This window comes from Corynebacterium sp. HMSC14H10 (assembly GCF_001807105.1).
Lineage (GTDB): Bacteria > Actinomycetota > Actinomycetes > Mycobacteriales > Mycobacteriaceae > Corynebacterium > Corynebacterium jeikeium_D.
In genome coordinates this window covers 1-6,794 of the sequence record NZ_KV787448.1, presented here as the reverse complement: position 1 = coordinate 6,794, position 6,794 = coordinate 1, and the positions used below count along the sequence as shown (strand labels likewise).

Genomic DNA, 6,794 nt, shown 5'->3' with positions numbered 1-6,794 from the left:
GCCGCGGCCCGCTTTTGTTTTACCCACAGGTAAACAGAATTAACTAAGCGTCGATCGGATCCTCGGTTTCCTCTTTTGGTGAATCCTCGTTGGCTCTCTGTGGCAGACTGTCTCTATGACTAATCAGACACCTAACTCCGATGTGGTTAACCTCGCTTCTTCTGAGGACGAGGCTCAAGACAACTTCACTCCCGTAACGACCGAAGAAGGTAAGCTACAACAGCTTATTGAATGGCTCGAAGAACACGTCTCAGCCTATTCCTACTTGAGCGAGGTTGTCCCCTTGGGTGCCTCTGAGGAAGACATTAAGAAGGCTCGTGCTTCAGTCAATGACCGCGGCGCTCGTATGCCAGACGCCATCATTCACGGTTCAATGATGGTCCTGGGGGCGGCCGTCAACCATTCCTCGCCATACCTTGCGTATGCCGACGGCAAAGTAGAGGTGACGGATACGACGGTGGGGGATAGTCCTAGCGTTCCGGTGCGGGTTTTTGTCCCACAGGATCCAACCGGGTCTGTGGTAGTTGCCGCACACGGCGGCGCTTTCTGGATGGGCGACGGCAGTCTGCGTGAGAATTCCTTCGGCCCAAATATGGCTGCCCTGGCAGCCCGATCGGGCGCAATTGTTGTGGACGTGGATTACCGGCTCGCACCAGAGAATAAGGTATCTGAGGCCGTCTATGACATTGCGCGGGTAGTCGCATCTGTCGCAGATGATTCGTTGCAGCTTCAAAAATTGGGTGCAATGCCCATCAGTGATCAGAACCCGTTAGTTCTTTATGGTGTCTCTTCAGGCGGCCACAACGTTGTTTCCGCGGTAGACCAGATTAGTCAAGACACTCCGGTTGCTCTGTTGCTCGTTGCCCCGGCTCTAGACCTGCGTGGTGCTCCTGCGGTGTGGTTGCAGGCATTCTTCGGCACCTCTGATGATTCGGCAAAGGAAGTGTCACCGGGATTGCATGAGCCGTCGCGAAGCATGCGTGTCCACGTTCAGGCGGCCTCCCGCGATACTGTTGTTCGGCCAGCTACCGAGTACCTGAAGAAGGTCGAGGAGGCAGGTGGAGACGCCACTCAGGCGGTATTCTTGGCGACTCACCAGATTGCGGTTCCAAAGGTTCAGCGAGAGCAGATTACGGACGCGGCGCGGTTCATTCTAGAGGCCACTCACACGGAACGTGAGCTGCCAGAGGACCCGGCAGGTGAATACGATAAGGAAGCGATTGACCGGCAGAACGAAGAGTCCTGGGGTAAGAGCTAGTCAACCCGTTTCAGTTCCTAATGGCGCTCTCGCCGTGCATGTGAGCACCGCGGAGGGGAGCGCTGCTAAGGGAAATCGGGGGCGGGGCTAGAACAGCTCAGTGCCAAAAGGTCGGGGCTAACAGCCCCCGACTAGTGCAGCGGCAGGAGATTGCGCTTCGTTGCGTGTACCTCTTCCACCCGGTCGATGTTGCGTTCGAGCACATTCCAATCGTTGACCGGAATATTGCGCTGGGCTTGGGCAATGACTGACTTGTCTGGAGTGGACCACGCGAGCGGCACTGGGGTGATCTCGTCGTAGAACTCGGTGCGGCTCTTGTGCGTACCGGCCACAGCAACAGCTGGCACCTTCGCGCCCACACGGCGGGGAACCCCGGAAATCGTGGTGACAGTTCGTGTAGCCAGGGCCGGGACGGGCTCGCCATCGGAGGGGTCTTTACGCATGTTCACCAAGGTCATCAGCACCATGGTTCGCTCATCCACACGCGCAATCATGGCCGGAACCAGCGGGGATTCGTCGTAAAGCTCTTGCGGATCCTTAATTGCGCGTCGCACCTGGAAGGTAACGCCGACGTAGAGAGCTGCGAGGGCGAAAAGCATAACCGCGCTGCCGATAACAAACGGCGTGCGGTCGAAAACTATTAGAACCAGCACAGCGCCGACGAGCAGCAGAGCAGAGAAAATGCCGGAGGAGATGAGCAGTCGGCGGGCATCGCGGTAGTACTCGTTGTTGGCGTTGGTGTGCTCGCGGTTGACGGGGAAGTGAAAGTTCATGGCAGTCCTTTAGTTATCCAGTTTTCTAGGATTCCGAGCTAGCGGTGGAATCACCGGGCAGGGAGGGCCCGAGGTACTCGTCTGCGTCGACGATTCGGTAGGCGTAGCCCTGTTCCGCCAGGAAACGCTGGCGGTGAGCTGCGTATTCGGTATCGAGCGTATCGCGAGTCACCACCGAGTAAAAGACGGCGCCACCACCATCGGACTTCGGGCGCAGGAGACGCCCCAGGCGCTGTGCCTCCTCCTGTCGGGAACCGAAGGTGCCGGAGATTTGCACGGCGACAGAGGCTTCGGGAAGGTCGATGGAAAAGTTCGCAACCTTGGAGACCACCAGCGTGTTGATCTCGCCGCGCCGGAACTTCCCAAAGAGCTCCTCGCGTTTGGCGTTGGACGTCTTTCCTTCGATGACGTCGACGCCGAGCTCTTCGCCGATCTCTTCGAGCTGATCCAGGTAGGCACCAATCACCAGAGCGGGTTCGCCCTCGTGTCGGGCAAGGATTTGCTTGACGACGGGAATCTTCGTCGGCGTCGTTGCGGCCAGACGATACCTGTCGGAGGCCTCAGCCGTGGCGTAGAGCATGCGCTCGGACTCGGTCGGGGTCACGCGGACCTCAACGCAGTCTGCCGGTGCGATCCAGCCCTGGGCTTCAATGTCCTTCCATGGGGCGTCGTAGCGCTTCGGGCCAATCAGGCTGAAGACATCGCCCTCGCGGCCATCTTCGCGCACCAGGGTAGCGGTGAGCCCCAGTCGACGGCGCGACTGCAGATCCGCACTCATTCGGAACACGGGAGCGGGCAGGAGGTGGACCTCGTCGTAGATGATGAGGCCCCAGTCGCGGGAATCGAATAGCTCGAGTGCGCGGTATTCTCCCTTAGTCTTGCGCGTGACCACTTGGTAGGTCGCAATGGTGACGGGGCGAATTTCCTTCTTTTCGCCGGAGTACTCGCCGATTTCGTCCTCGGTCAGCGAGGTGCGTCGCAGCAGCTCGTCGCGCCACTGCCTGCCGGCGACGGTGTTGGTGACCAGAATCAAAGTGGTGCGCTGCGCGTCTACCATGGCCGCTGCACCGACGATTGTTTTGCCTGCGCCACAGGGCAGCACCACGACGCCGGAGCCGCCTTCGCGGAAGGAATCAGCCGCCATGCGTTGGTAGTCGCGCAGTTCCCAGGTGTCGTGGCCTCCGGTGCCCTGATCCTGCCAAGCGATGGCGTGTGCCTCACCGTCGATGTATCCGGCGGTGTCATTGGCAGGCCAGCCGACTTTCAGCAGCTCCTGTTTGATTCGGCCTCGCTCGGAGGGGTGCACGGTCCAGGTGTCGGCATCGATTTGCTCGCCAAGCATCGGACGTATCTTTTTGTGCTTGGTCACCTCGGCCAGTACCGCAGGGTCGTGTGAGACCAGAATAAGGCCGTGAGCTGGATGCTTGGTCAGGCTCAGGCGACCATAGCGGTCCATGGTCTCCGCGACGTCGATAAGCAGCGGCTGTGGGACGGGGAACTTGGAGAAGCGCTCGAGGACATCGACCACCTGCTCCGCGTCGTGACCGGCGGCGCGAGCATTCCACAGCGCCAGCGGGGTGATGCGGTAGGTGTGCACATGTTCAGGAGCACGTTCGAGCTCCGCGAACGGTGCCAGCGCCGCGCGTGCCGCATCCGCCTCCGGATTATCGACCTCCAGCAGCACCGTCTTATCCGATTGGACGATCAGCGGCCCCGTACCGAAACCCATTATTTCCTCGCCTCGCAGACATTCGACCAAAAATAAGCTAAAGGTCAATTCTGCCACGATTACGCAGAAGATGCGTCACGGGCTCGAATCATCCCGAACCGCCACATTCGCTTCTGCATCGCTTTACGACGGTCCGCGCGCCCGCCGCCTAGTCGACAGGATGTACTTCGGTAATGCGATGCAGCAGGAAGCGCAGCACTTGACTGGTGGCCGGGTCGATAGCATCGACCTGCCCACCGGAGACTGTGACTGGGCGCACGCGCTTGCGGCCGGGTTTGCCGTTGCGGTCAACGTAGCTCAAATACAGGTCGTCACCGTGGCGAGCCGCGCGCTGCAGGAGCTTGAATGCTTCGGTGCCGGAGGCGTAGTCGCTCGTGCCACCGGTGCTAGTGCTGGCACCGGCAGCTTTGTCCGTACCTGTCGTCGAATCCGCAGCCGAGTCAGAGACCCCAGCAGTGCTGCCACTGGCCGTAGCGCCGCTGGAACTACCAGCATGCTCAGCAGCACGGTTGCCATCGGCAATAGCCGTCAACGCCTGACTGATGCGTTCCGGTTCGGGCATCGTTGTACGCGCAGTAGGCACCGGAGCTGGCGCCTCAATGCGGCAGGGAGCGCGACCGAGATCCAGCACCAAACCCTCTGCATCTTCGGCGATGATGGAAAAGCCCGCATTTCTAGCGGTCTCAATCACCTGGGCAAGCGGGGCCTGGCTAATTAGCACCGTTTCGGCAATCTTCCGCAACGCCAGGCTTTGCCCAGCCTGGTGACTCTGGAATGAGGCCAGCAGGGCCGGATCGTCACAGCGGATAAACGAAGCTGCGGGGCCACCGCGGAGACGACCGTGGCGGCGGGCGACGTCGTCAAGCAAATAGGTAATGGACTGCGGCACCTCGCCGACGGCGTAGCGCGAAAGAAACTCCGAGATATCGGCGGCATTGATGCCGGCATCGAGGGCATCGCGAAGGCTGTCTTCGGTCACGCGGTAGACGCTGGCGAGGCCGGGAGATTCCAGCTGCGCAATCGAACTGAGCATGCGTTCCATCTCCGGGGATGCGGGGCCCGGTACGACGATGGTGTTGTCCGCCTGAACCATCAGGTACGAGGCGTTCGGCGGCAAGAGGTTGTTACAGGCGGCACGCAGATCGTCGAAGGCCTCGGCGGTACCGGATTCGATGAGCGCGACCATGGCTTTGCCGACCTCGCTAAGGCCGACGGAAATCGTTTCCACGCCCGGGTCCCGCACGACGATGCCGAGGGCGACCAGCTCGTCGACCACGCCACTGAGCGTCTCGTCCGTGCACCTCGCGTTGGTAATCGGGTAGTAGTAGGCGGCGCATTCACGCAGGTCAGTCAGAGCAACGATGTCGTTGTCGCTTGCCGACGACGCCACCTGCGCACAGCAGGCCAGCACCATTTCCCGGATTGACGGTACCCCGGAGAGCCGAGCTTGTGGGGAGAGTAGAGCAATGCGCTTGCCTTCCTCATTGAGCTGGTCGACCCGCCAGGGAGCTGCGTCGCTAGTGCGAGTGCCGACCGTCAAACTCACCCACCGGTCAACCAGATCGGCGTCGAGGAAGCCGTCGGCTGCCAGCGTGGGGGCGAAATAGTCACCACCGCTGTCGTGCAGTGGCAGCGGATGCGGAGTGCCGACATGAACCAGGCCCGCTGCACTGAGGTTAGCCACGCCGCGAGCCAACTCCGAGATGTCGACGCCGAGCTCCTCGATGAGACTGCGGGTTTCCCGCACTCCGATGACACCGTTTTTCAAGGTCGGCGCGGGGTCGGTTCCCAGCAAGTCCAGCAGGTCAGTCGCCTGTCGCAAAGTTTCCCAGGCAGTGGCGGCAGCACGGTCGTTACCGCTGGCGATCACGTGGGTAGCGGGGGTTTCGGGGCGCAGGGGGACGTCGTCGTCGGCAAGCCCGACTCCACGCATAAGCGCGCGAACGGTGGCGGGCAGGCGAACGGTGCCCTCGTCGATGCGTTCGAGCAGGCCGGCGTTGATGAGCGCTGGGACCGGCAGCGAAGGGTCGGCATCCGGATGAGCGTCCTTTGTGACGCCGAGCCCTCCGGAGTTGGCGAGGGTATCCAGGAGACGCTGCTGCCTGTCTGTGACCTCGGTGAGTGCCGTGCGTAGCTGGCTGCGGCTGGGGCCATCGGGATTGGGCAGAAGATACCAGCCGGGTGGCAACGAGGTGGCGACCTCATCGCTGAGACAGAAGTAGTCCTGCCAGGGCAGAGGTTTCTTGCGGGTGGACTTGCCGGTGAAGGTGCCGCGGGGGCCGGGACCGTTGCCCCAGATGAGTCCGTATTCGCGCAGGGTATCGAGGCTTGTCCGAATATGCGTGGCCGTGGGCCGTTGATTGGCGGGAACCTCTGCTCGAGAGAGTAAGTCGAGAATGTAGTCGATGAGGGCGTCCGCAGTGACGGGTTCGGCGTCAGCACCGAGGTCGGCGGCGGCCTCAATGCAGGCGAGCTCCAGTGCGGGCAGTTTGGTTAGCGCGCGGGAGACAGAAGCGCGGAGCTGGAGCCTTGCCGCTAGCACCTGGGAAGACTTCGGCGGTGGCGACAGCGCATCGGGGCGATTGCTGAGGATAGTGCCCACAAATTGGTCTGGTTGACCTGCCAGCCAGTCGGAAAAGAGTGCAAAGGGGGTGGTGCTAGTCATGACAATCCCCACTTTAGTGAGATTTAAGGAGGGGAGAAGGTGACTGGGGAGAAAATTTTTGGGATAATCTCAGCATGGCTAACGTTGCAAAGAAATCCTATGTCGATCCCGGCTGGCCGAAGGACCTCGAGCCTGGTCAGCACGCTGTTACTGAACTGATTGCTCACCACGCTGGTGCAGATTCGCCTTTCGGCGACATTGAGTTCCCGGTTGATCCGGAGACTCTGGGTTACGTGCACCCGACCACGGTGATTAACAAGTAATCTTTTAGATTCTTAGCAGAGCTACATCTGCTGGAGGCCCGCAGCCGTGACTGCTAGTTCAGCCATGGCTGCGGGTTTTCACATCAGTGGCCTCGGGGCGGGGGCT

At 60.9% G+C, this 6,794-nt stretch carries 5 protein-coding genes; 2 read left to right on the top strand and 3 right to left on the bottom strand.

What is annotated here, in order from left to right; all coding sequences use genetic code 11:
* Positions 1-115 precede the first annotated feature (115 nt).
* On the top strand, positions 116-1,258 hold the full coding sequence (locus tag HMPREF3135_RS09515; RefSeq protein WP_069359667.1) for an alpha/beta hydrolase: 1,143 nt from the start codon (positions 116-118) through the stop codon (positions 1,256-1,258).
* 131 nt (positions 1,259-1,389) lie between these two features.
* Here HMPREF3135_RS09515 and HMPREF3135_RS09510 read toward each other — a convergent pair whose 3' ends face one another.
* The 3 genes from HMPREF3135_RS09510 to HMPREF3135_RS09500 all read right to left on the bottom strand — a co-directional run bounded on the left by HMPREF3135_RS09510 (position 1,390) and on the right by HMPREF3135_RS09500 (position 6,425).
* Positions 1,390-2,031: a DUF3239 domain-containing protein gene (locus HMPREF3135_RS09510; protein ID WP_070439379.1), complete on the bottom strand. Its 642-nt coding sequence runs from the start codon at positions 2,029-2,031 to the stop codon at positions 1,390-1,392.
* A 25-nt stretch (positions 2,032-2,056) separates the two neighbouring features.
* Positions 2,057-3,760 (bottom strand): DNA repair helicase XPB, encoded by a 1,704-nt coding sequence (locus tag HMPREF3135_RS09505; RefSeq protein ID WP_016423319.1) that lies wholly within the window; start codon positions 3,758-3,760, stop codon positions 2,057-2,059.
* A gap of 148 nt (positions 3,761-3,908) precedes the next feature.
* Complete coding sequence (locus HMPREF3135_RS09500; protein WP_070439375.1) at positions 3,909-6,425, bottom strand: helicase-associated domain-containing protein; 2,517 nt, start codon at positions 6,423-6,425, stop codon at positions 3,909-3,911.
* A gap of 74 nt (positions 6,426-6,499) precedes the next feature.
* Between HMPREF3135_RS09500 and HMPREF3135_RS09495 the strand changes: the two genes are divergently transcribed.
* Positions 6,500-6,688: a hypothetical protein gene (locus HMPREF3135_RS09495; RefSeq protein ID WP_016423317.1), complete on the top strand. Its 189-nt coding sequence runs from the start codon at positions 6,500-6,502 to the stop codon at positions 6,686-6,688.
* Positions 6,689-6,794 lie beyond the last annotated feature (106 nt).

Excerpts from the sequence above, each read along its gene's own strand:
- HMPREF3135_RS09515 (WP_069359667.1), top strand. The coding sequence starts at position 116 with ATGACTAATCAGACACCTAACTCCGATGTGGTTAACCTCGCTTCTTCT.
- HMPREF3135_RS09510 (WP_070439379.1), bottom strand. The coding sequence starts at position 2,031 with ATGAACTTTCACTTCCCCGTCAACCGCGAGCACACCAACGCCAACAAC.
- HMPREF3135_RS09505 (WP_016423319.1), bottom strand. The coding sequence starts at position 3,760 with ATGGGTTTCGGTACGGGGCCGCTGATCGTCCAATCGGATAAGACGGTG.
- HMPREF3135_RS09500 (WP_070439375.1), bottom strand. The coding sequence starts at position 6,425 with ATGACTAGCACCACCCCCTTTGCACTCTTTTCCGACTGGCTGGCAGGT.
- HMPREF3135_RS09495 (WP_016423317.1), top strand. The coding sequence starts at position 6,500 with ATGGCTAACGTTGCAAAGAAATCCTATGTCGATCCCGGCTGGCCGAAG.